The following is a 23119-nucleotide window of genomic DNA, read 5'->3' on the forward strand; positions in this document are numbered from 1 at the left end:
TTACTTGGCCTCCGCTTCAAAGTTGATTTCCTGACCCGGCTTCAGGCAGACGTACGCCTTCTTCACGTCCTTGCGCTTGCCCATGAAGCGACCAAAGCGCTTGGCTTTGCCCTTCGCGACCAGCACGTTGACGGAATCGACTTCCACCTTGAACAGCAGCTCGACAGCAGCCTTGACTTCCTGCTTCGTAGCATCCGGCGCAACTTCGAACACAACCTGCTCGTTCTTGTCGGCCACCAGCGTCGCCTTTTCGGAGATCACCGGCGCGAGCAGAACCTGCATCAAACGATGATCGTTCTTGCGAATCTCGCTCATGACAGCAACTCCTCGATCTGGGCGACCGCAGCCTTCGTGATCAGGATCTTCTTGAAGTAGATCAGCGAGAGCGGGTCGGCGTAACGCGGCTCGACAACTGCCACGTGGGCGAGGTTGCGCGACGCGAGGTACAGGTTTTCGTCAACCGTGTCGGTGATGACCAGCACGGAGTCGAGACCCATCGCCTTGAATTTTTCGGCCAGCAGCTTCGTCTTCGGGGCTTCGAGCGTCAGCTCGTCGACCACCGAAATGCGGCCTTCGCGGGCCAGCTGCGAGAAGATCGAGCAGAGACCTGCGCGATGCATCTTCTTGTTGACCTTGTGCGAAAAGTTTTCTTCCGGCGAATTCGGGAAGATACGGCCACCGCCGCGCCACAACGGGCTCGACGACATACCGGCACGAGCGCGGCCCGTACCCTTCTGGCGCCACGGCTTCTTGGTCGTGTGCTTGACCTGCTCACGATCCTTCTGCGCGCGGTTGCCGCTACGGGCATTCGCCTGGTAGGCCACCACGACCTGGTGAATCAGGGCTTCGTTGTAGTCACGGCCGAACACGACGTCCGACGCGCTAACAGCCGCGCCTTCCTGACCATTGGCATTCAGGAGCTTAAGTTCCATTATTTCGCTCCTTTCACGGCGCGCGTCTTCACAGCCGGCGTCACGAAAACCTTGCCGCCCTTCGCACCCGGAACGGCACCCTTGACCAGCAACAACTTGCGGTCGGCGTCGATACGAGCGATTTCGAGGTTTTGCACGGTTACGGTGTCGTCACCCATGTGACCGGTCATGCGCTTACCCGGGAAAACACGACCCGGATCCTGCGCCATACCGATCGAACCCGGCACGTTGTGCGAGCGCGAGTTACCGTGCGATGCACGGCCGGATGCGAAGTTGTAACGCTTGATGGTACCGGCGTAGCCCTTACCGATCGACACACCTTGCACGTCGACCTTCTGGCCTACTTCGAAGAGGTCGGGACCGACCACGGTGCCGTTCGACAACTCGGCAGCCTTGGTGGCATCGATCTTGAATTCTTTGAGGATTTCACCGGCTTCGACGCCTGCTTTAGCAAGGTGACCTGCCAGCGGCTTCGTCACACGCGATGCACGGCGGGTACCGAATGCAACCTGAACGGCGGTGTAGCCGTCGGTTTCAACAGTCTTGATCTGCGTCACGCGGTTGTCGGACACGTCCAGCACGGTTACGGGAATCGAATCCCCGTCAGCCGTGAAGATACGGGTCATGCCAACCTTGCGACCTACGAGTCCAAGGCTCATCGTTTTCTCCATTCCCGACTGCGATTGGTCGGGGCTAATTTACAAAATGCCGATGTTTTTCGAACTGAATCGCACCGACTTTTTTGCGCAAATGCGCGAAAAGCCTTGCATTATAGCGAGGCTTTTCGTTTTCCGCAAGCAATCAATGACTTAGCATCATCCGGCAATCCGGACGCCGCCTGGAAGCCTTATTGCAGCTTGATCTCCACGTCCACGCCAGCCGGCAGATCGAGCTTCATCAGCGCATCAACCGTCTTGTCCGTCGGGTCGACGATGTCCATCAGGCGTTGGTGTGTACGGATTTCGAGCTGATCGCGCGACGTTTTGTTGACGTGCGGCGAGCGCAGGATGTCGAAACGCTGGATGCGCGTCGGCAGGGGTACCGGACCACGAACGATAGCGCCAGTCCGCTTGGCCGTATCAACAATTTCAGCTGCCGATTGATCGATCAGACGATAGTCGAACGCCTTCAGGCGAATGCGGATTTTCTGGTTCTGCATGACGATTCCTTGAAAAGAGCGAGGCAGCATTGCGCCGCCAGACAATAAAAGAACGAAGAGCCGGACACCCACCGCGGGCGGGCGCCCGGCTCCGGGCACCACATCTACTACAACTGCAATCCGTCTATTTTACTCGAGGATCTTTGCGACGACACCGGCGCCGACGGTACGGCCACCTTCACGGATGGCGAAGCGCAGGCCTTCTTCCATCGCGATCGGGTTGATCAGCTTCACCGTAATCGACACGTTGTCGCCCGGCATGACCATTTCCTTGTCCTTCGGCAACTCGATCGAGCCCGTCACGTCCGTCGTACGGAAGTAGAACTGCGGACGATAGTTGTTGAAGAACGGCGTATGACGGCCACCTTCGTCCTTGCTCAGCACATACACCTCAGCCGTAAAGTGCGTGTGCGGGTTGATCGAACCCGGCTTGGCCAGCACCTGGCCACGCTCCACGTCTTCACGTTTCGTGCCGCGCAGCAGGATACCCACGTTGTCGCCCGCCTGACCCTGGTCGAGCAGCTTGCGGAACATTTCCACGCCCGTGCAGGTCGTCTTCACCGTCGGCTTGATACCCACGATTTCGATTTCTTCGCCGACCTTCACCACGCCGCGCTCAACCCGACCCGTCACCACCGTGCCGCGACCCGAGATCGAGAACACGTCTTCCACCGGCATCAGGAACGCGCCATCCACTGCGCGCTCCGGCGTCGGGATGTACGTGTCCAGCGCATCAGCCAGGTTCATGATCGCCACTTCGCCCAGCTCGCCCGTGTCGCCTTCCAGCGCCAGCTTGGCCGAACCCTTGATGATCGGCGTGTCGTCGCCCGGGAAGTCGTACTTCGACAGCAGCTCGCGCACTTCCATCTCGACGAGTTCCAGCAACTCGGCGTCGTCCACCATGTCGCACTTGTTCAGGAACACGATGATGTACGGCACACCGACCTGACGCGCCAGCAGGATGTGCTCACGCGTTTGCGGCATCGGGCCGTCTGCAGCCGAGCACACCAGGATCGCGCCGTCCATCTGCGCTGCGCCCGTGATCATGTTCTTCACATAGTCAGCGTGGCCCGGGCAGTCGACGTGCGCGTAGTGGCGGTTCGCCGTTTCATACTCAACGTGCGCTGTGTTGATCGTGATGCCACGCGCCTTTTCTTCCGGCGCCGCGTCGATCTGGTCGTACGCCTTCGCTTCGCCACCAAACTTCTTGGTCAGCACCGTCGTGATCGCTGCCGTCAGCGTGGTCTTGCCGTGGTCAACGTGACCGATCGTGCCGACGTTCACGTGCGGCTTGGTCCGTTCGAATTTACCTTTAGCCATGTTTCTCTTCTTTCAAAAAAGTTGATCGTTGAATGACTTGCCGCGCGATTACTTCGACTTCGCGTTGATGATCGCTTCCGACACGTTGCGCGGTGCTTCGGAATAGTGCTTGAACTCCATCGTGTACGTTGCACGACCCTGGGTCAGCGAACGCAGCGACGTCGAGTAGCCGAACATTTCCGACAGCGGCACTTCGGCGCGAACGATCTTGCCGCCGCCAACCATGTCGTCCATGCCCTGAACGATGCCGCGACGACCCGACAGGTCACCCATCACGTTGCCCATGTAATCTTCAGGCGTTTCGACTTCCACAGCCATCATCGGTTCGAGGATGACCGGTTGAGCCTTGCGCATTGCTTCTTTGAACGCCATCGAACCAGCCATGCGGAACGCATTTTCGTTCGAGTCGACGTCGTGGTACGAACCGAACGTCAGGTGAACCTTCACGTCAACGACCGGGAAGCCCGCCAGCACGCCTGCTTTCAGCGTTTCCTGGATACCCTTGTCGACTGCCGGAATGTATTCACGCGGAATCACGCCGCCCTTGATTTCGTCCAGGAATTCGTAGCCCTTGCCCTGCTCGTTCGGCTCGAGCGTGATGACCGCGTGACCGTACTGGCCACGACCACCCGACTGCTTGACGAACTTGCCGTCGACGTCTTCAGCCTTGCCGCGGATCGTTTCACGATACGCCACTTGCGGCTTGCCAACCGTCGCCTCGACGCCGAACTCACGCTTCATCCGGTCAACCAGAATTTCCAGGTGGAGCTCGCCCATGCCTGAAATAATGGTTTGACCCGATTCTTCGTCCGTTTGAACGCGGAACGACGGATCTTCCTGAGCCAGGCGGTTCAGCGCCAGACCCATCTTTTCCTGGTCCGGCTTCGTCTTCGGCTCAACAGCCTGCGAGATCACCGGCTCCGGGAAAATCATGCGTTCCAGCACGATCGGATGCAGCGGATCGCACAGCGTGTCGCCCGTGGTCGCGTCTTTCAGGCCAACAGCAGCAGCGATGTCGCCCGCGTGCACTTCCTTGATTTCTTCGCGCTGGTTCGCGTGCATCAGCAGAATACGACCGAGACGTTCCTTCTTGTCCTTGGTCGCGTTCAGCAGCGTGTCGCCCGACTTCGTCGTGCCGGAGTACACACGGAAGAAGATCAACTGGCCGACGAACGGGTCGGTCATGATCTTGAATGCGAGGGACGAGAACTTCTCGTCGTCAGCTGCGCGACGCTCAGCCTTTTCACCATTTTCGAGTTCGCCCGTAACCGGCGGAATGTCGATCGGCGACGGCAGGAAGTCGAGCACGGCGTCCAGCATCCGTTGCACGCCCTTGTTCTTGAACGCGGTACCGCACAGCATCGGCTGGATTTCGCAAGCAATCGTACGGTCGCGCAGACCCTTGACGATTTCCTCTTCGGTCAGTTCGCCTGATTCGAGGTACTTGTTCATCAGGTCTTCGCTCGACTCAGCCGCAGCCTCGACCATCTTCTCGCGCCACTCGTTGCACGTGTCGACGAGTTCAGCCGGAATTTCTTCGTACGAGAACTTGGTACCCTGGGACGCATCATCCCAAATGATCGCCTTCATCTTCAGCAGATCAACGACGCCCGTGAACGTTTCCTCAGCGCCGATAGGCACTACGACCGGAACCGGGTTCGCCTTCAGACGCAGCTTGAGCTGGTCGTAGACCTTGAAGAAGTTCGCACCGGTACGGTCCATCTTGTTGATGAACGCGAGGCGGGGAACCTTGTACTTGTTAGCCTGACGCCACACCGTTTCCGACTGGGGCTGCACACCGCCCACAGCGCAGTAAACCATGCATGCACCGTCGAGCACGCGCATCGAGCGCTCAACTTCAATCGTGAAGTCAACGTGGCCCGGGGTGTCGATGATGTTGATACGGTGCTCGGCGCGATCGCCTGCCATGCCTTTCCAGAAGGCAGTGGTAGCAGCCGACGTAATCGTGATACCGCGCTCCTGCTCCTGCTCCATCCAGTCCATGGTTGCTGCGCCGTCGTGCACTTCACCAATCTTGTGGTTCACGCCGGTGTAGAACAGGATGCGCTCGGTCGTCGTCGTTTTGCCGGCGTCGATGTGAGCGCTAATACCGATGTTGCGGTAGCGCTCGATAGGTGTCTTGCGAGCCACTTTGATCCTCTATTGGGATAACGCGATGCGAGAAAATGCCGATCGCGCTGTAACACAAACGGGCGAGGCGCTTTGTAAGCGCACCCGCCCGGAATTTCTTTCCGATTTTTCTACTAACCCGGGGTCGGGAAGCTTAGAAACGGAAATGCGAGAACGCCTTGTTGGCTTCTGCCATCCGGTGAACTTCGTCGCGCTTTTTCATCGCGCCGCCACGGCCTTCAGCCGCTTCGGAAAGTTCACCTGCCAGACGCAGGGCCATCGACTTCTCGCTGCGCTTTTTCGCAGCCTCACGCAGCCAACGCATCGCCAATGCCATACGACGCGACGGACGCACTTCGACCGGAACCTGATAGTTCGCACCACCAACGCGACGGCTCTTCACTTCGACCACCGGCTTCACGTTGTTGAGCGCTACCGTGAACACTTCCAGCGGGTCCTTGCCACCCTTTGTCTGGATCTGTTCAAAAGCGCCGTACACGATGCGCTCAGCAACCGACTTCTTGCCGGACAGCATCAGCACGTTCATGAACTTGGCTACATCTACGTTACCGAACTTCGGATCCGGCAACACTTCCCGCTTGGGGACTTCGCGACGACGCGGCATGTTTCTTCCTTTACTTTTTCAGTTGGAGCTCTGCTGAGCCCCGCGGCCACCAACTAACCCGATTCATCCCTGACGACTTACCAGCCTGGTCGGGTGACCACTTACTCGACAGCACCGGCGAATCCGGTACCACCGCTATTACCGCCCTTTCAGGCGACCTGAAACTACTTGCCGGCTAATTACTTGCCAGCCTTGGCACGCTTCGCACCGTACTTCGAGCGAGCCTGCTTACGATCCTTGACGCCCTGGGTATCCAGCGAACCACGAACCATGTGGTAACGCACACCCGGCAAGTCCTTCACACGGCCGCCGCGAATCAGCACGACCGAGTGTTCCTGCAGGTTGTGGCCTTCACCACCGATGTACGAAATGACTTCGAAGCCGTTCGTCAGGCGCACTTTGGCGACCTTACGAAGTGCCGAGTTCGGCTTCTTCGGCGTCGTGGTGTACACACGGGTGCACACGCCGCGACGCTGGGGGCAGTCCTGCAAGGCCGGGCTCTTGCTCTTCACAGTTTCCGAAGCGCGGCCTTTGCGAACCAGTTGATTGATGGTTGGCATTGTTTATTCCTGAAATTGAACAAAATCGACGCAATCATTTCCGGGCAAAGCAGAAACGATTGCGAATCGAGCTCCGATCCTCTTACGCACAACGCGAATTGACTTCGCGCATAGGCATTCCAAGAACCGGAACCTAGCATAATATTCCGAAAATGCTAAGGGAGTCAACAGCTTGCGCGGATTCACGCCGCGCCTGCAGCGCAAGAGATCAGTCGGCTGCGACTACTTCGAGCAGTTCTTCGCCAAAGCGGTCGAGTTTGCGCACGCCCATGCCGGGAATGTGGCGCAGATCTTCGACCGTGCTCGGGCTGCTGCGGGCAATTTCCGCGAGCGTGGCATCGTGGAAGATGACGTAGGCGGGCACGCCGTCGCTGCGCGCCGTCTCGGTACGCCACGTGCGCAGACGCTCCCAGCGGGCGCGTTCACGCGGCCCCATGCCAAGAGTCGGATCGGCCCGCTCGCTTGTGCGGCCCGACGATTGACGCGTGCGCGTCGGTTTAACGTAGCGACGCAGTGTGACCTGCTGCTCACTCTTTAGCACCGCCTTGCTCGCTTCGGTGAGAACAAGCGACCCGTAACCCTGATGGTCCACCGTCAGGAAGCCAAAGGCGACGAGTTGCCGGAAGATGGCCCGCCACTCCGGCTCCGACAGCGCCGCACCGATACCAAACGTGCTCAGCTTCTCGTGGCCGCGCTGCAGGATCTTTTCGCTTCGGTTACCTCGCAGGATGTCGATCAGATGGCCGGCACCAAAATGAAAACCGCTCGCGCGTTGCGCCCGGAACACGCACGAAAGCGCCATTTGCGCCTCGCGCGTCGCGTCCCACGACGCCGGGGGTTCGATACAGGTGTCGCAGTTGCCGCACGGCTGACTGGATTCGCCGAAGTACGCGAGCAGCCGCACGCGCCGGCATGACGCCGTCTCGCAAAGCCCCAGCAACGCGTCGAGCTTGCCGGTCTGAACGCGCTTGTGCGCTTCGTCCGCATCCGATTCGTCGATCATCTTGCGTTGCTGAACGACGTCTCCGAGGCCATACGCCATCCAGGCGTTCGCCGGCATGCCATCGCGGCCCGCGCGCCCCGTTTCCTGATAATAGCCTTCGACGCTTTTGGGCAGATCCATGTGGGCGACAAAGCGCACGTCCGGCTTGTCGATACCCATGCCGAAAGCGATGGTCGCGCACATCACGATACCTTCCTCGCGCTGGAACATTTCCTGGTGTTTCTGACGAATCTCGAATTCCATTCCTGCGTGATACGGCAGCGCACGCACACCCTGACCCTTGAGCCATTCTGCAGTTTCTTCGACCTTACGGCGCGACAGGCAATACACGACGCCTGCGTCCGTCGTGCCATCGGCTCTCGAATGTTCAGCACGGATGAAGTCCAGCAATTGCGCCCGCGCATTGTCCTTTTCGGCAATGCGATAGCGGATATTCGGACGATCGAAGCTCGACACGAAAATGCGCGCATCGTCGAGCGCGAGATTGTGGACGATTTCGTCGCGCGTGATTGCATCCGCGGTCGCTGTAAGCGCGATGCGCGGTACCGTCGGGAAACGCTCGTGCAGCACCGACAACTGGATGTATTCCGGCCGGAAATCGTGACCCCATTGCGACACGCAATGCGCTTCGTCGATGGCGAAAAGGCCAATGCGCGAACGCTCGAGCAACTCGAGAAAACGGGGTGTCATCAGGCGTTCCGGCGCGACGTAAAGAAGATCGATTTCTCCGTCGCGCAGGGCGCGCTCGGTCGCAGCCGCTTCGGCACCCGACAGCGTGGAATTCAGATACGCCGCGCGAACACCGACCTCCTTCAATGCCGCAACCTGATCCTGCATGAGCGCGATCAGTGGCGACACAACGATGCCGGCGCCAAAACCCGCCTCGCGTCGGACCAGCGAGGGAATCTGGTAACACAGCGATTTGCCTCCGCCCGTTGGCATCAGCACCAGCGAATCACCACCCGCGGCGACATGTTCGACAATCTCGCCCTGTTGCCCGCGAAACGCGGGATAACCAAAAACTTCGTTGAGAATTTCGAGCGATCGGGACATTTAATAGGGCGGAGACAGGAAGGGAAACAGCGCGATGCCGGGCACACGAATTTTACCAACGCATTCGGCTTGCGCCCGCCTCTTCTGCCAACGTTAGCCAGTCGGCCAGTAAAAAAGCCTCGGATGCAGGCGAAAAAAAAAGCCGCCCAGTCGAAACCGGACGGCTTTGCAGGCCGAGAGGCCAGGCGGCTTGCGCCGCGCTGAACTTACTCGCCCGAGTGCTGCTGTTCGGCTGCCGGGGTTTCCGGCGTGCCGAATTCGAACGACTCTTCCGCTGCGATCTGGTCGAAACGCTCGCGGTCGGACAGTTCCTTGCTCTTGCGTGCCTTGTGGAACGCGAGACCCGTACCGGCCGGAATCAGACGGCCGACGATCACGTTTTCCTTCAGCCCGCGCAGATCGTCGCGCTTGCCCATGATCGCCGCTTCGGTCAGCACGCGAGTCGTTTCCTGGAACGACGCCGCGGAGATGAACGAATCGGTCGACAGCGACGCCTTCGTGATACCGAGCAGCACGTTTTCGTACGTTGCCGGACGCTTGTCTTCCGCGATCATCCGGTCGTTTTCGTCGAGCATGTCCGACCGCTCGACCTGTTCGCCCGGGATGAAACGCGTATCGCCGTTGTCCGAAATCTGCACACGACGCAGCATCTGACGAACAATCACTTCAATGTGCTTGTCGTTGATCTTCACGCCCTGCAGACGGTACACGTCCTGCACTTCGTCCACGATGTAACGCGACAGCGCCTCGATACCCTGCAGACGCAGGATGTCGTGCGGATCCGCCGGCCCGTCGACGATCATTTCGCCCTTGTTGACGACCTGACCATCGTGCACCAGAACCTGCTTTTCCTTCGCGATCAGGAACTCGTGCTGGTTGCCCTCGAGGTCCGTGATAACGAGACGCTGCTTGCCCTTCGTGTCCTTACCGAACGACGTCGTGCCGGTGACTTCCGCCAGAATGCCGGCGTCCTTCGGCGAGCGCGCTTCGAACAGTTCGGCCACACGCGGCAGACCACCGGTAATGTCGCGAGTCTTCTGCGATTCAACCGGGATCCGTGCGAGCACTTCACCGACCTGCACCTGCTGGCCGTCCTTGACCGTGATCAGCGCACCGACCTGGAAGCCGATCTGCACCGAATGCTCGGTGTTCGGGATCTTCACTTCCTCGCCGCTTGCGTCGAGCAGTTTCACCTGCGGACGCACGCTCTTCGCTGCCTGCGAACCGCGGCGCTTCACGTCGATCACGACCAGGGTCGAAAGACCGGTCACATCGTCGATCTGCTTCGCGACCGTCACGCCTTCCTCGACGTTTTCGAACTTCACCGTACCGCCCCACTCGGTGATGATCGGACGCGTCAGCGGATCCCACGTGGCCAGCTGCGTGCCTGCCTTGATCTGCGCGCCGTCGAGCTGCAACAGCGTGGCACCGTACGGCACCTTGTGACGTTCACGCTCACGACCGTGGTCGTCAGTGATCATCGCTTCACCCGAACGCGAGATGACGATCTGCTCGCCCTTCGCGTTGGTGACGTAACGCATCGTCGCCGTGAAACGCACCGTACCGTTCGATTTCGCTTCAACCGACGAAGCTACCGCCGCACGCGATGCCGCACCACCGATGTGGAACGTACGCATGGTCAGCTGCGTGCCCGGTTCACCGATCGACTGTGCAGCGATCACGCCCACTGCTTCACCGACGTTCACCGACGAGCCACGACCCAGGTCGCGGCCATAGCAGGCTGCGCACAGGCCGTAACGCGTTTCGCAGGTCAACGGCGTGCGCACGCGCACTTCGTCGATGCCGAGGCGCTCGATTTCTTCCACTGCGTCTTCGTCGAGCAGCGTGCCCGATTCGTACAGCGTTTCCTGCGTTTCCGGATTGACGACGTCCGCCACCGCAACACGACCGAGAATACGATCACGCAGCGCTTCGACGACTTCACCGCCTTCAACCAGCGCCTTCATTGCGACGCCGTTCGACGTACCGCAATCGTCCTCGACCACGACGAGATCCTGCGTCACGTCGACGAGACGACGCGTCAGGTAACCCGAGTTTGCCGTCTTCAGTGCCGTATCAGCCAGACCCTTACGTGCACCGTGGGTCGAGATGAAGTACTGCAACACGTTCAGGCCTTCGCGGAAGTTCGCCGTAATCGGCGTCTCGATGATCGAGCCGTCCGGCTTCGCCATCAGGCCACGCATACCGGCCAGCTGACGAATCTGCACTGCGGAGCCGCGAGCGCCCGAATCGGCCATCATGTAGATCGAGTTGAACGATTCCTGGCGCGTTTCCTTGCCGTCGCGATCCGTGACCGGTTCCGTCGATAGCTGCTCCATCATCGCCTTGCCGACCGCTTCCGACGTTGCCGACCAGATGTCGACCACGTTGTTGTAGCGTTCCTGCGCGGTGACGAGACCCGACATGTACTGACGGTCGTATTCCTTCACCTTCTTCGCGGCGTCGCCGACGATGGTTTCCTTCTGCGGCGGCACGAGCATGTCGTCGACGCAGATCGAGATACCCGCGCGCGTTGCCAGACGGAAACCCGACTGCATCAACTGGTCGGCGAAAATCACCGTTTCGCGCAGACCGCACTTGCGGAATGCCGTGTTGATGAGGCGCGAGATTTCCTTCTTCTTCAACGGCTTGTTCAGCACCGAGAAAGGCAGTCCCGGCGGCAGGATTTCCGACAGGATCGAACGGCCGACGGTAGTCGGGTACAGCGTGATCTTCGGCACGAACTTCGGCGCACCTTCGGACGTGTCTTCGTTGTGGACCATTTCCGTGATCCGCACGTTGACGCGCGAGGCCAGCTCGACTTCCTTGTTCTCGTACGCACGCAGCGCTTCCGACACGCCGGTGAACGTCAGGCCTTCGCCCTTCGCGTTCACAGCTTCACGGGTCGCGTAGTACAGGCCGAGCACGATATCCTGCGACGGCACGATCGACGGATCGCCGTTGGCCGGGAACAGGACGTTGTTCGACGCCAGCATCAGCGTGCGCGCTTCCATCTGCGCTTCGAGCGACAGCGGAACGTGAACAGCCATCTGGTCACCGTCGAAGTCGGCGTTGAACGCCGCGCAAACGAGCGGGTGCAGCTGGATCGCCTTGCCTTCGATCAGCACCGGCTCGAAAGCCTGAATGCCAAGACGGTGGAGAGTAGGCGCACGGTTCAGCATGACCGGATGTTCGCGAATGACCTCTTCGAGAATGTCCCACACCACCGGCGTCTGGTTCTCGACTTCCTTCTTCGCAGCCTTGATGGTGGTTGCGACACCCATCACTTCGAGCTTGTTGAAGATGAACGGCTTGAACAGTTCGAGCGCCATCAGCTTCGGCAGACCGCACTGATGCAGCTTGAGCGTCGGGCCGACCACGATGACCGAACGGCCCGAGTAGTCGACGCGCTTACCCAAAAGGTTCTGACGGAAACGACCGCCCTTACCCTTGATCATGTCGGCGAGCGACTTCAGCGGACGCTTGTTCGCACCCGTCATGGCCTTGCCGCGACGACCGTTGTCGAGCAGCGAATCGACGGCTTCCTGCAGCATCCGCTTTTCGTTGCGGACGATGATTTCAGGCGCCTTCAGTTCGAGCAGGCGCTTCAACCGGTTGTTACGGTTGATCACGCGGCGATACAGGTCGTTCAGGTCCGACGTCGCGAAACGGCCGCCGTCCAGCGGCACCAGCGGACGCAGTTCCGGCGGCAGCACCGGCAGCACTTCGAGCACCATCCAGTCAGGCTTGATGCCCGAACGCTGGAAAGCCTCGAGCACTTTCAGGCGCTTCGCGTACTTCTTGATCTTCGCTTCCGAACCCGTGTTCTTGAGTTCGGTGCGCAGCATCTCGACCTGTTCGTCGATGTTGATCGCGCGCAGCAGCTCGCGAACGCCTTCCGCGCCCATTTCGGCACGGAATTCGTCACCGTATTCTTCGACCTTGTTGTAGTAATCCTCTTCCGTCATGATCTGCCGCGCTTTCAGCGGCGTCATGCCCGGATCGATCACCACATATGCTTCGAAGTACAGCACGCGTTCGATGTCGCGCAGCGTCATGTCGAGCACCATGCCCAGACGCGACGGCAGCGACTTCAGGAACCAGATGTGCGCAACCGGCGAGGCCAGTTCGATGTGGCCCATCCGTTCACGACGCACCTTCGCCAGCGTGACTTCAACGCCGCACTTCTCGCAGATCACGCCGCGGTGCTTCAGGCGCTTGTACTTGCCGCACAGGCATTCGTAGTCCTTGATCGGCCCGAAAATCTTCGCGCAGAACAGACCATCGCGTTCCGGCTTGAACGTCCGGTAGTTGATGGTTTCCGGCTTCTTCACTTCACCGAACGACCACGAACGGATCTTGTCTGGCGAGGCCAGACCGATCTTGATCGCGTCAAAAACTTCTTCTTGTTGGACTTGCTTGAATAGATCGAGCAGAGCTTTCATTGCCTTCTCTCCGTAGTCCGATTAGTTGCGGTCGAGGTCGATGTCGATACCCAGCGAGCGGATTTCCTTCACGAGCACGTTGAAGGATTCCGGCATGCCTGCATCGATCACGTGATCGCCCTTGACCAGGTTCTCGTACACCTTGGTCCGGCCTGTCACGTCATCCGACTTCACCGTCAGCATTTCCTGCAGCACGTACGATGCGCCGTACGCTTCGAGCGCCCACACTTCCATTTCGCCGAAACGCTGGCCACCGAACTGCGCCTTACCACCCAGCGGCTGCTGCGTGACGAGCGAGTACGGACCGGTCGAACGTGCGTGCATCTTGTCGTCGACCAAGTGGTGCAGTTTCAGGTAGTGCATGTAGCCCACCGTCACCGTACGTTCGAACATTTCGCCCGTGCGGCCGTCGTACAGACGAACCTGATTCTTCGACGGCGTCATGCCGAGGTTCTTCGCGATGTCGTCCGGGAACGCCAGATCCAGCGCGCGCGACATTTCTTCTTCCGTCGCACCGTCGAACACCGGCGTGGCAAACGGAACGCCTTCGCGCAGGTTCTTCGCCAGTTCGACGATTTCGTCGTCCGTGAAGGTATCCAGCTCTTCAGCGCGGCCCGACTCGTTGTAGATCTTGGTCAGGAATTCGCGCAGTTCAGCGATCTTCGCCTGACGCTGCAGCATTTCGCCGATACGCCAGCCGAGACCCTTCGCGGCCCAACCCAGATGCACTTCGAGAACCTGACCCACGTTCATCCGCGATGGCACGCCGAGCGGATTCAGCACGACGTCAGCCGGACGGCCATCGGCCATGTACGGCATGTCTTCGATCGGAACGATCTTCGACACGACACCCTTGTTACCGTGACGGCCGGCCATCTTGTCGCCAGGCTGCAGGCGGCGCTTGACTGCCAGGTACACCTTGACCATCTTCAGCACGCCCGGCGGCAGTTCGTCGCCTTGCGTGAGCTTCTTGCGCTTTTCTTCGAACGCGAGATCGAACTGGTGACGCTTCTGTTCGATCGAGTCCTTGATGGCTTCGAGCTGTGCGGCTGCTTCTTCGTCCGCGAGGCGGATGTCGAACCAGTGGTAATGGTCGAGATCTTCCAGGTAGGCCTGTTCGATCTTCGTACCCTTCGCGAGCTTCTTCGGACCGCCGTTCGCGACCTTGCCGGTCAGCATACGTGCGAGACGCTGGAACGCGTCGCCTTCCACGATACGCAGCTGGTCGTTCAGGTCGAGGCGATAGCGTTTCAGTTCATCGTCGATGATCTGTTGCGCACGCTTGTCGCGCTGAATGCCTTCACGCGTGAACACCTGCACGTCGATGACCGTGCCGCTCATGCCCGACGGCACGCGCAGCGACGTGTCCTTCACGTCCGAAGCCTTTTCACCGAAGATCGCGCGCAGCAGCTTTTCTTCCGGCGTCAGCTGGGTTTCGCCCTTCGGCGTGACCTTGCCAACCAGCACGTCGCCTGCTTCGACTTCAGCGCCGATGTAGACGATGCCCGACTCATCGAGACGGCCGAGTTGCACTTCAGCCAGGTTCGAGATGTCGCGCGTGATTTCTTCCGGTCCGAGCTTCGTATCGCGAGCTACGACGTTCAGTTCTTCGATGTGGATCGACGTGTAACGGTCGTCCGCAACCACCTTCTCCGAGATCAGGATCGAATCTTCGAAGTTGTAGCCGTTCCACGGCATGAACGCGACCAGCATGTTCTGGCCGAGTGCCAGTTCGCCGAGGTCGGTCGATGCACCGTCAGCCAGCACGTCGCCACGCGACACGATGTCGCCGACCTTCACGATCGGGCGCTGGTTGATGTTCGTGTTCTGGTTCGAACGCGTGTACTTGATCAGGTTGTAGATGTCCACGCCGACGTCGCCAGCAACGGCTTCGTCGTCGTTCACGCGGATCACCATGCGGCCTGCGTCGACGTAATCCACCACGCCACCGCGGAATGCCTGAACGGTCGTACCCGAGTCGACTGCCACCGTGCGTTCGATACCCGTACCGACCACGGCCTTTTCAGGACGCAGACACGGCACAGCCTGACGCTGCATGTTCGACCCCATCAACGCGCGGTTCGCGTCATCGTGCTCGAGGAACGGAATCAGCGAAGCAGCCACCGACACGATCTGCGACGGCGCCACGTCCATGTACTGGATGCGGTCCGGCGTGACCATCAGCGTTTCGCCCGCTTCACGCGACGACACCAGTTCGTCGGTCAGCGTGCCGTCTTCAGCCACAGCCGCGTTCGCCTGGGCGATCACGTAACGGCCTTCTTCGATCGCCGACAGATAGTCGATCTGATCCGTCACCTTGCTGTCCACGACCTTGCGATACGGCGTTTCGAGGAAGCCGTATTCGTTCAGGTGCGCATACAGTGCGAGCGAGTTGATCAGGCCGATGTTCGGACCTTCCGGCGTTTCAATCGGGCACACGCGGCCATAGTGGGTCGGGTGCACGTCGCGGACTTCAAAGCCAGCGCGCTCACGCGTCAAACCGCCCGGGCCAAGAGCCGATACACGGCGCTTGTGGGTGATTTCCGACAGCGGGTTCGTCTGGTCCATGAACTGCGACAGCTGCGACGAACCGAAGAACTCGCGAATCGCCGACGAAATCGGCTTCGAGTTGATCAGGTCGTGCGGCATCAGGTTTTCGCTTTCAGCCTGACCCAGACGCTCCTTCACCGCGCGTTCGACACGCACGAGCCCTGCGCGGAACTGGTTTTCCGCCAGTTCGCCGACGCAACGCACGCGACGATTGCCCAGGTGATCGATGTCGTCGACTTCGCCCTTGCCGTTACGCAATTCGACGAGAATCTTGATCGTCGCGAGGATGTCGTCATCCTGCAGCGTCATCGGTCCGATGATTTCATCGCGACCAACGCGGCGATTGAACTTCATACGACCCACCTTCGAGAGGTCGTACGCGTCTTCGCTGTAGAACAGACGGTTGAACAGCGCCTCGACTGCTTCTTCAGTCGGCGGCTCGCCCGGACGCATCATGCGATAGATCGCGATGCGTGCAGCCATACGGTCGGCGGTTTCGTCGATTCGCAGCGTCGACGAAATGTACGGCCCCTGATCCAGATCGTTCGTGTAGAGCGTCTGAATGTCCTTCACCTTCGATTCGCGCAGCTTTTCCAGCACGGTCTCGGTGATTTCGTCGTTCGCGTTCGCGATGACTTCACCCGTTTCGCCGTCGACGACATTCTTCGCCAGCGTGCGACCGAGCAAATAGTCCTCCGGAACCGAAATGAACTTCGTCTTCGCGTTTTCGAGGTCGCGAATGTGCTTGGCGTTGATCCGCTTGTCCTTCTGGACGATCACGTTGCCATCACGATCCGAGATATCGAAACGTGCGACTTCACCACGCAGACGCTCCGGCACGAATTCCATCTGCGCGCCTTCCGGCATCAGCGTGAAATTGTCGAACACGAAGAAGTTCGCGAGGATCTGTTCCGGCGTGAGGCCGATGGCCTTCAGCAGAATCGTGACCGGCATCTTGCGGCGACGGTCGACGCGGAAATACAGCACGTCCTTCGGGTCGAACTCGAAATCGAGCCACGAACCACGGTAAGGAATGATACGTGCCGAGAACAGGAGCTTGCCCGAGCTGTGCGTCTTGCCCTTGTCGTGTTCGAAGAACACGCCCGGCGAACGGTGCAGCTGCGAAACGATCACGCGTTCCGTACCGTTGATGACGAACGAACCGGTCGGCGTCATGAGCGGAATTTCGCCCATGTACACTTCCTGCTCTTTCACTTCCTTGACGACCGGCTTGCTCGGTGATTCCTTGTCGTGCAGGACGAGACGCACTTTCGCGCGCAGGGCCGAGCAGTACGTCAAACCGCGCTGCTGACATTCCTTGATGTTGAATGCCGGCGGCGACAGCATGTAGCTGACGAACTCCAGACGAGCGAAACCGTTATGGGAAACAATAGGGAAAACCGACGTGAACGCGGCTTGCAGACCTTCCGGTTTGCGTTGCGTCGACGACGTGTCAGCTTGCAGAAACGTGCTGAATGATTCAAGCTGGGTAGCCAGCAGGAAAGGAACCTGGTGAACGATGGGGCGCTTCGCAAAACTCTTGCGAATACGCTTCTTCTCGGTGAAGGAATATTGCATACGATCTCCGAATCACGGCGGGCATTGTTGTCGAGGCAGGATACCTTGATGAGACAACCCGAGTGTTCACCGACTGAGACCCGATGGCCGTCCGATGATGGCTTGAACGAGCCTGAAAGCTTGGTGGTTGGCCGCTACCAACCGCTGGCTGACGGCAGCGGATGCCTGTGTTGCCCGCTACCCGACCAAACTTGCCTTCTGCAGTCGCTTCAGAAGACAAAGAAAAACACCAGTCAATGTTACCGAAGGGCGATTTTCTTTGGCTTCTGGGGCCTCGCTTTTACCGAAAAATTCTGGCAAAAACTTTGTCCCCAAAAAGCACAAAAAGGCCGGCGGTGGAAAACCGCCAGCCTTCGCACAGCGCGCTGAAACTTACTTGATTTCAGCCTTCGCGCCGGCTTCTTCCAGCTTCTTCTTGGCTTCTTCAGCAGCAGCCTTCGGTACCGATTCCTTAACAGGCTTCGGTGCGCCGTCGACCAGGTCCTTCGCTTCCTTCAGGCCGAGACCCGTCAGTTCGCGAACGGCCTTAATGACCGAAACCTTGTTCGCGCCGACTTCCGTCAGGTTGACCGTGAATTCGGTTTGCTCTTCAGCAACGGCTGCAGCACCGCCGCCTGCCGGGCCTGCCACTGCAACAGCAGCTGCCGACACGCCAAACTTCTCTTCGAACGCCTTGACCAGTTCGTTCAGTTCCAGAACCGACATCGAGCTTACGGCTTCGAGGATGTCATCTTTTGCGATTGCCATTTGAAATACTCCTAAATTGAATTCGGATACAGCCAGCGATCAGTTACGCCCAACTGAAATGCGTTAAGCCGCTTCGCCTTGTTTCTTTTCAGCCAGCGCGGCCAGAGCGCGCGCGAAGCCAGAAACAGGTGCTTGCATAACGTAGAGCAGCTTGGAGAGCAGTTCTTCGCGGCTCGGAATGTTGGCAAGCGCTTGCACGCCGGCCTTGTCCATCACGTTGCCGTCAAAAGAACCAGCCTTGATGATCAACTTGTCATTGCCCTTCGCGAAGTCATTGACGACCTTCGCAGCAGCAATCGCATCTTCCGAGATGCCGTAGATCAACGGGCCAGTCATCTGCTCTGCCAGCGGAGCGAACGGGGTACCTTCGACAGCGCGACGCGCCAGCGTGTTCTTCAACACGCGCAAGTACACCTGTTGCTCACGCGCTTTCGCGCGCAGCTTGGTCAGATCGCCAACCGCAATCCCACGATACTCAGCCAGAACGACGGTCTGGGCTTTCGCGACTTGCGCGGAAACCTCAGCGACGACGGCCTGCTTACTTTCTTTGTTGAGTGGCACGGTTAGCCTCCAGATTCGATACACGTGGCGGTTGCCTTGTGTACCGCGTTCAACAACGGCGTCCGACGTGTCAGGAGTATTTCAGCCAGTTGGGTGTCCGCAGCATTGCGAACGACAACCGGCATCACCACTACAAAACTATTTCGGGTTCGCCATCTGCGTTGGCTTTGCATTAAGGGAGCGCCTGCTTGCAGCGATCCCGCCAACGGTCTTTGATAACCGGCCGTTCGATGCAAACTGCCATCTCACGACCGCCCAAAGCCCATAAACCCGCTGCAGCTTGCGCCGCAACGGAAGAATTCCTTACTGTGCTGCGAGCGTTGCCTGATCGACGCGGACACCCACGCCCATCGTGCTCGACAGCGCGACCTTACGCAGATAAACGCCCTTGCTCGTGGCCGGCTTGGCCTTTTGCAGTGCGTCGACCAGCGCATTCAGGTTGCTACGCAGAGCCGTCGACTCGAACGAAGCACGCCCGATCGTCGCGTGGATGATACCGCCCTTGTCGACGCGGAACTGAACTTGACCAGCCTTTGCGTTCTTGACTGCGGTAGCCACATCCGGCGTAACCGTACCGACCTTCGGATTCGGCATCAGGCCGCGGGGACCGAGGATCTGGCCCAGCGTACCGACAACGCGCATCGTGTCCGGCGAAGCGATCACGATGTCGAAGTTCAGGTTACCGGCCTTGACCTGTTCTGCCAGATCTTCCATACCGACGATTTCCGCGCCGGCTGCACGAGCCTGTTCGGCTTTCTCGCCCTGCGCGAACACAGCAACGCGAACCGACTTACCCGTACCTGCGGGCAGAACAACCGAGCCGCGAACGACCTGGTCCGACTTCTTCGCATCGATGCCGAGTTGCACTGCGACGTCGATCGATTCATCGAACTTCGCGCTTGCGCATTCCTTCACGAGCGACAGGGCTTCATCGATCGCGTACAGCTTCTGGCGATCAATCCTGGCTGCAAATGCTTGCAGACGCTTCGAAAGCTTGGCCATTTACACGCCCTCCACGGTGATGCCCATCGAGCGGGCGCTACCAGCGATTGTGCGGACCGCTGCATCAAGATCAGCTGCCGTAAGGTCAGGCATCTTGGTTTTGGCGATGTCTTCAGCTTGAGCGCGCGTGATCTTGCCGACCTTGTCGGTATGCGGCTTGGCCGAACCCTTGTCGATCTTCGCTGCCTTCTTGATCAGAACCGTAGCCGGCGGCGTCTTCAGAACGAACGTGAAGCTCTTGTCGGCGAATGCAGTGATCACGACCGGAATCGGCAGACCCGGTTCCATCGCTTGAGTCTGCGCGTTAAACGCCTTGCAGAACTCCATGATGTTCAGACCGCGCTGACCCAGTGCCGGACCGACCGGCGGCGACGGGTTGGCTTTACCTGCAGGAATCTGCAGCTTGATAAAGCCGATGATTTTCTTTGCCATTTGGAAAACCTCGTTGGAACGCATGAGCGTTCAGATGAGTGGTAGCGCGCTTTCGCCGTGAATCAGGCTACTGACGCTCCTCAACGGCCATTGCGCGGACCGTAAGCGCGAAATACGGGTCACGCCAGCTAGCGAGACCCGTAGAATCTGATTTACAGCTTTTCGACCTGCCCGAATTCGAGCTCAACAGGTGTTGCCCGCCCAAAAATCGTGACGGACACACGGACGCGCGATTTTTCGTAGTTCACTTCTTCGACGCTGCCATTGAAGTCCGTGAACGGACCATCCTTCACGCGGACCATCTCGCCCACTTCGAACAGGGTCTTCGGGCGCGGCTTTTCCACGCCTTCCTGCATCTGCGACATGATCTTTTCGACTTCCCTCGGGGAAATCGGACTCGGACGGTTACGCGCACCGCCCACAAAGCCGGTCACCTTCGCCGTGTTCTTCACGAGATGCCATGTTTCGTCGGTCATTTCCATTTCGACGAGCACGTAACCCGGGAAGAAACGACGCTCAGTAACGGACTTGTGGCCACCCTTCACCTCCACAACCTCTTCGGTTGGGACGAGGATCTGACCAAACTTGTCCTGCATGCCGGCACGATCGATGCGCTCCTGAAGCGCACGTTGCACGCTCTTTTCCATGCCGGAATAGGCGTGCACGACGTACCAACGTTTACCACTCGGAGATGCCGGCGTATCGCTCATATCATTTCCAACCCAGAATCACCGAGAAAATCACCCATTCAATGGATTTATCGCTAATCCAGAGAAACAGCGCCATAACCAGCACAAACCCGAAGACCACGAGAGTCGTCTGCGTCGCCTCTTTGCGAGTCGGCCAGACAACCTTGCGAACTTCCTTGTACGAGTCCTTGGCGAAGGCGATGAAACCCTTACCGGGGGCAGAGACAAGACCGACTGCGACACCAGCGATAGCGCCAACAGCCAGAGCCGCTCCGCGGATGTACCATTCCTGGCCGCCAAGCCAGAAGAACCCCACGAACCCGGCCAAGACCAGCAATACGCCGGCGATCAACATCAGCTTGTCGCCAGAAGTATTTACAGTTTCGACGGAAGGATTCGCCATAACACCTTAACGTGCGCCACATGCGGCGCGAGAATTTGGCAGGGGCAGAGGGAATCGAACCCCCAACCTTCGGTTTTGGAGACCGACGCTCTGCCAGTTGAGCTATACCCCTAAACCATTTTGGGGTTGACGGTATCGCCAACCCCGAAAACATCAAGACCTACGAGAGGTAACTGGCTTACTCGAGGATCTTTGCGACGACACCGGCGCCGACGGTACGGCCACCTTCACGGATGGCGAAGCGCAGGCCTTCTTCCATCGCGATCGGGTTGATCAGCTTCACCGTAATCGACACGTTGTCGCCCGGCATGACCATTTCCTTGTCCTTCGGCAACTCGATCGAGCCCGTCACGTCCGTCGTACGGAAGTAGAACTGCGGACGATAGTTGTTGAAGAACGGCGTATGACGGCCACCTTCGTCCTTGCTCAGCACATACACCTCAGCCGTAAAGTGCGTGTGCGGGTTGATCGAACCCGGCTTGGCCAGCACCTGGCCACGCTCCACGTCTTCACGTTTCGTGCCGCGCAGCAGGATACCCACGTTGTCGCCCGCCTGACCCTGGTCGAGCAGCTTGCGGAACATTTCCACGCCCGTGCAGGTCGTCTTCACCGTCGGCTTGATACCCACGATTTCGATTTCTTCGCCGACCTTCACCACGCCGCGCTCAACCCGACCCGTCACCACCGTGCCGCGACCCGAGATCGAGAACACGTCTTCCACCGGCATCAGGAACGCGCCATCCACTGCGCGCTCCGGCGTCGGGATGTACGTGTCCAGCGCATCAGCCAGGTTCATGATCGCCACTTCGCCCAGCTCGCCCGTGTCGCCTTCCAGCGCCAGCTTGGCCGAACCCTTGATGATCGGCGTGTCGTCGCCCGGGAAGTCGTACTTCGACAGCAGCTCGCGCACTTCCATCTCGACGAGTTCCAGCAACTCGGCGTCGTCCACCATGTCGCACTTGTTCAGGAACACGATGATGTACGGCACACCGACCTGACGCGCCAGCAGGATGTGCTCACGCGTTTGCGGCATCGGGCCGTCTGCAGCCGAGCACACCAGGATCGCGCCGTCCATCTGCGCTGCGCCCGTGATCATGTTCTTCACATAGTCAGCGTGGCCCGGGCAGTCGACGTGCGCGTAGTGGCGGTTCGCCGTTTCATACTCAACGTGCGCTGTGTTGATCGTGATGCCACGCGCCTTTTCTTCCGGCGCCGCGTCGATCTGGTCGTACGCCTTCGCTTCGCCACCAAACTTCTTGGTCAGCACCGTCGTGATCGCTGCCGTCAGCGTGGTCTTGCCGTGGTCAACGTGACCGATCGTGCCGACGTTCACGTGCGGCTTGGTCCGCTCAAACTTGCCTTTGGCCATTTTCGACTCCTAAGAGGATTTTTCCGTACGTTGCGCCGGGCGCAAACAATCACCGATTACCGCTGGTGCCCATGGGCAGGATCGAACTGCCGACCTCTCCCTTACCAAGGGAGTGCTCTACCACTGAGCCACATGGGCGCTACTTCTTGACGCTGGAGCGGGTGAAGGGAATCGAACCCTCGTCGTAAGCTTGGAAGGCTTCTGCTCTACCATTGAGCTACACCCGCACTGGCCCATCGATTCCCAACTGCTTCAACTTGCATTCTGGTGGAGGAGGTTGGATTCGAACCAACGTAGGCGTAAGCCAACAGATTTACAGTCTGCCCCCTTTAGCCACTCGGGCACCCCTCCGCAGAGAACTGATGATTGTGGGGGAACATCATCTTGTTGTCAAGCGCTGCCTGAGTGTTCCAAACCCACTAGTTCTCACTTATAAGTGATGGCGGTGTAAACGCAGAAACCCCACCTTTTTGGGATGGGGTTTCTGTTGCTGCTGGGGAGCCTGACGATTACCTACTTTCACACGGGCAATCCGCACTATCATCGGCGTGGAGTCGTTTC

18 protein-coding genes and 4 tRNA genes are annotated in these 23119 nt (G+C 59.1%); all 22 read right to left on the reverse strand.

What is annotated here, in order from left to right; translation table 11 throughout:
- The 22 genes from rplW to LPA37_RS26075 all read right to left on the reverse strand — a co-directional run bounded on the left by rplW (position 1) and on the right by LPA37_RS26075 (position 22909).
- Positions 1-315 carry a 50S ribosomal protein L23 gene (rplW, locus tag LPA37_RS25970; protein ID WP_090537179.1) on the reverse strand — a complete coding sequence of 105 codons (315 nt, stop codon included), beginning with the start codon at positions 313-315 and terminating at the stop codon, positions 1-3.
- Entirely contained in the window at positions 312-932 is a 621-nt protein-coding gene (gene rplD / locus LPA37_RS25975) for a 50S ribosomal protein L4 (protein ID WP_090537177.1), read from the reverse strand. Before rplD ends, rplW begins: the two co-directional genes overlap by 4 nt.
- Complete coding sequence (gene rplC / locus LPA37_RS25980) at positions 932-1591, reverse strand: 50S ribosomal protein L3 (RefSeq protein WP_229014081.1); 660 nt, start codon at positions 1589-1591, stop codon at positions 932-934. The genes rplD and rplC overlap by 1 nt, the downstream gene beginning before the upstream one ends.
- Positions 1592-1779: 188 nt before the next feature.
- Positions 1780-2091, reverse strand: a complete 312-nt coding sequence (rpsJ, locus tag LPA37_RS25985) for a 30S ribosomal protein S10 (RefSeq protein WP_006998489.1) — start codon at positions 2089-2091, stop codon at positions 1780-1782.
- Positions 2092-2220: 129 nt separating this feature from the next.
- Positions 2221-3411 carry an elongation factor Tu gene (gene tuf, locus LPA37_RS25990; protein WP_063497539.1) on the reverse strand — a complete coding sequence of 397 codons (1191 nt, stop codon included), beginning with the start codon at positions 3409-3411 and terminating at the stop codon, positions 2221-2223.
- Positions 3412-3459: 48 nt separating this feature from the next.
- Complete coding sequence (gene fusA, locus LPA37_RS25995; protein ID WP_228983634.1) at positions 3460-5562, reverse strand: elongation factor G; 2103 nt, start codon at positions 5560-5562, stop codon at positions 3460-3462.
- Between the two features lie 133 nt (positions 5563-5695).
- Positions 5696-6166, reverse strand: a complete 471-nt coding sequence (gene rpsG, locus LPA37_RS26000; RefSeq protein ID WP_006053291.1) for a 30S ribosomal protein S7 — start codon at positions 6164-6166, stop codon at positions 5696-5698.
- A gap of 179 nt (positions 6167-6345) precedes the next feature.
- Positions 6346-6726: a 30S ribosomal protein S12 gene (gene rpsL, locus LPA37_RS26005; RefSeq protein WP_035935550.1), complete on the reverse strand. Its 381-nt coding sequence runs from the start codon at positions 6724-6726 to the stop codon at positions 6346-6348.
- A gap of 208 nt (positions 6727-6934) precedes the next feature.
- The gene (gene recQ, locus LPA37_RS26010) at positions 6935-8782 is read right to left on the reverse strand and encodes a DNA helicase RecQ (RefSeq protein ID WP_228983636.1); all 1848 of its coding nucleotides are present in this window, start codon (positions 8780-8782) and stop codon (positions 6935-6937) included.
- Positions 8783-8988: 206 nt separating this feature from the next.
- Positions 8989-13227 carry a DNA-directed RNA polymerase subunit beta' gene (gene rpoC, locus LPA37_RS26015; protein ID WP_228983638.1) on the reverse strand — a complete coding sequence of 1413 codons (4239 nt, stop codon included), beginning with the start codon at positions 13225-13227 and terminating at the stop codon, positions 8989-8991.
- Between the two features lie 21 nt (positions 13228-13248).
- The gene (gene rpoB, locus LPA37_RS26020; protein ID WP_228983639.1) at positions 13249-17355 is read right to left on the reverse strand and encodes a DNA-directed RNA polymerase subunit beta; all 4107 of its coding nucleotides are present in this window, start codon (positions 17353-17355) and stop codon (positions 13249-13251) included.
- A gap of 372 nt (positions 17356-17727) precedes the next feature.
- Positions 17728-18102, reverse strand: a complete 375-nt coding sequence (rplL, locus tag LPA37_RS26025) for a 50S ribosomal protein L7/L12 (protein WP_228882677.1) — start codon at positions 18100-18102, stop codon at positions 17728-17730.
- A gap of 63 nt (positions 18103-18165) precedes the next feature.
- Entirely contained in the window at positions 18166-18663 is a 498-nt protein-coding gene (rplJ, locus tag LPA37_RS26030) for a 50S ribosomal protein L10 (protein ID WP_228882685.1), read from the reverse strand.
- Between the two features lie 303 nt (positions 18664-18966).
- Positions 18967-19665, reverse strand: a complete 699-nt coding sequence (gene rplA / locus LPA37_RS26035; RefSeq protein ID WP_228983641.1) for a 50S ribosomal protein L1 — start codon at positions 19663-19665, stop codon at positions 18967-18969.
- A complete protein-coding gene (gene rplK, locus LPA37_RS26040) occupies positions 19666-20097 on the reverse strand; it encodes a 50S ribosomal protein L11 (RefSeq protein WP_025496715.1) in 432 nt (143 codons plus the stop codon). It lies immediately after the preceding gene.
- A 152-nt stretch (positions 20098-20249) separates the two neighbouring features.
- Complete coding sequence (gene nusG / locus LPA37_RS26045) at positions 20250-20807, reverse strand: transcription termination/antitermination protein NusG (protein ID WP_027797944.1); 558 nt, start codon at positions 20805-20807, stop codon at positions 20250-20252.
- A 1-nt stretch (position 20808) separates the two neighbouring features.
- Positions 20809-21189, reverse strand: coding sequence for a preprotein translocase subunit SecE (gene secE / locus LPA37_RS26050; RefSeq protein WP_228983643.1), 381 nt, complete (start codon positions 21187-21189; stop codon positions 20809-20811).
- Positions 21190-21225: 36 nt separating this feature from the next.
- A tRNA-Trp gene (locus LPA37_RS26055) sits at positions 21226-21301 on the reverse strand.
- A gap of 66 nt (positions 21302-21367) precedes the next feature.
- Entirely contained in the window at positions 21368-22558 is a 1191-nt protein-coding gene (tuf, locus tag LPA37_RS26060) for an elongation factor Tu (protein ID WP_063497539.1), read from the reverse strand.
- Between the two features lie 63 nt (positions 22559-22621).
- Positions 22622-22696, reverse strand: a tRNA-Thr gene (locus tag LPA37_RS26065).
- A gap of 15 nt (positions 22697-22711) precedes the next feature.
- Positions 22712-22785: transfer RNA gene (locus tag LPA37_RS26070), tRNA-Gly, on the reverse strand.
- A gap of 38 nt (positions 22786-22823) precedes the next feature.
- Positions 22824-22909, reverse strand: a tRNA-Tyr gene (locus LPA37_RS26075).
- Positions 22910-23119: the final 210 nt, after the last annotated feature.

The sequence above is a fragment of the Paraburkholderia gardini genome, from assembly GCF_907164545.1.
GTDB classification, from domain to species: Bacteria; Pseudomonadota; Gammaproteobacteria; order Burkholderiales; family Burkholderiaceae; genus Paraburkholderia; species Paraburkholderia gardini.